The sequence below is a fragment of the Vibrio sp. 10N.222.48.A3 genome (assembly GCF_041475345.1).
Lineage (GTDB): Bacteria > Pseudomonadota > Gammaproteobacteria > Enterobacterales > Vibrionaceae > Vibrio > Vibrio tasmaniensis_A.
Genome location: NZ_JBFRVX010001116.1, coordinates 1 through 1,867 on the forward strand (window position 1 = coordinate 1; position 1,867 = coordinate 1,867).

Sequence of the window (1,867 nt, forward strand, 5' to 3'; positions counted from 1 at the left end):
AAGTTAAATAAAGCGGCGTAAGCCGCTTTATTTTTATTCAAAATTTATATAGGATTAAGCAAACAATACGAAGTGCGATTACATATGCAAGCAAACCCTATCCTGTTAGTTGTGACTTTTATGCTGTTAGCGTCACTGTTGATGCTTGGCCTGAGTTCATTTATTCATATTGATTCAAATTATGATTTGTTTTTCGAAACAAATACCCTCGTGATCACTATGTACATCTATTATGTTGCGCGTCACGCCATTCGTCCCCACAAAGCTCTTCGCTACGGCGCTCTATTACTCATTTTTAACCTGTTTTATGACGTATCAACCGAGCTTAAACATCTTGATGAGTGGGCTGACCAAAATGAACTAATAGATACCTTCTTGGAAGACGGGTTGCTACAAATAGCATTTTTATTGATTGCTTACGGTATTACTGAATTAACTGGCAAGATCAAAGACCAAGGTAAACGCGACGAGCTTACTGGTTTGTATAATCGCAAGAAGTTTGACGCGATCAAACTTGCAGAGTTTGAGCTCATTTACTTCGACTTAGATGGACTAAAAGAGACAAATGACCTTAAAGGCCACAAAGTTGGAGATTTAATGATTGTTCGTTTCTCTCAGGCTCTGAGGCAAACTGCTTTGGAAGATGAAATGGTGTTTAGAGTGGGTGGTGATGAGTTTGTTGCAACGGCTCAACTCGGTCGTGGTGGTGAGTTTGTCAGCCAAGTCAATAACTTACTGCATGGTGAGAACATCAGTTTTTCTTACGGTATCGAAGTGACCAACCGAGATAATTTTAAACAGGCATTGGTTGAATCCGATAAGGCGATGTACGAAATGAAAAAAGCTCAACGACCTGTTCAAAACTCTTGGTGCACGTCTTGTCCTAATCTAGAAACAAATTACCTGAATATAGAGACAACAAGGCAAACTGATGACTAGAGCCTCATCTGAATAAATGTCAGTTTGCCACTGATAAATGATAAATGATAAATGTTGCTGATAACGAGCTCTCAAGTTCCAACCTTAAGCGGGTCAATCAATTTATTGGCACAATGGTCAGGCCGTTAGAGACCCCTTCTCTGACAGCAGTAGCTCACCGACTAGCTTAGGTACCTCGATACTCGCCTTACCGTAACGTTTCTCTTCAAATTCACTCTCTACCGCACTGGGTTCGAGGTTTATCTCGATCGTATGTGCTCCATGCATTTTCGCATCATGCACAAACCCTGCAGCAGGATAAACCACGCCTGATGTCCCGATAGAGATGAACAAATCAGCTTCTTCTAACGCTGAATAAATGTCGCCCATCCTCAATGGCATTTCGCCAAACCACACAATATGAGGGCGCATTTGAGCTGGTATCTGGCAACAATGGCACAATTCACCAGTATGAATGTCGTCTTTGTGCTCTAGAACTTGGTTTGACTCACTACAACGTGCCTTAAGAAGCTCACCGTGCATGTGGATAATGTTGTTGCTACCGCCTCTCTCGTGCAGATTGTCGATGTTTTGAGTGATGATGGTTACTTTGCCATCGAGCTTATCTTCAAGCTCTCCTAGCGCCTTGTGGGCTGAATTTGGAAAGATACTTTCACTCTGTAATCCATGACGACGCTTGTTGTAAAACGCTTGTACAAGGTCAGGATCTTTTGCAAAACCTTCAGGTGTCGCAACATCCTCGATTTTATGGTTTTCCCATAATCCGTCTTGTGCTCGGAATGTTTGTATCCCCGACTCCGCAGAGATACCGGCGCCAGTAAGAATTACGATATTTCGATATGGGAAATGCATATAACGTCCTTTTCAATATGTCACTTGGTAACAGCTTAGCACTGTTCAAATTCCAACAATAGTTTTAGGGATTAGA

Annotated in this window: 2 protein-coding genes; one reads left to right on the forward strand and one right to left on the reverse strand. The window is 41.8% G+C overall.

Features of this window, described 5'->3' with window-relative positions; genetic code table 11:
* Positions 1–72: 72 nt before the first annotated feature.
* A complete protein-coding gene (locus AB4653_RS24155; protein ID WP_012603927.1) occupies positions 73–939 on the forward strand; it encodes a GGDEF domain-containing protein in 867 nt (288 codons plus the stop codon).
* A gap of 117 nt (positions 940–1,056) precedes the next feature.
* Here the strand turns inward: AB4653_RS24155 and cobB are convergent, their stop codons facing one another.
* Positions 1,057–1,791: a Sir2 family NAD+-dependent deacetylase gene (gene cobB / locus AB4653_RS24160; protein ID WP_009846726.1), complete on the reverse strand. Its 735-nt coding sequence runs from the start codon at positions 1,789–1,791 to the stop codon at positions 1,057–1,059.
* Positions 1,792–1,867 lie beyond the last annotated feature (76 nt).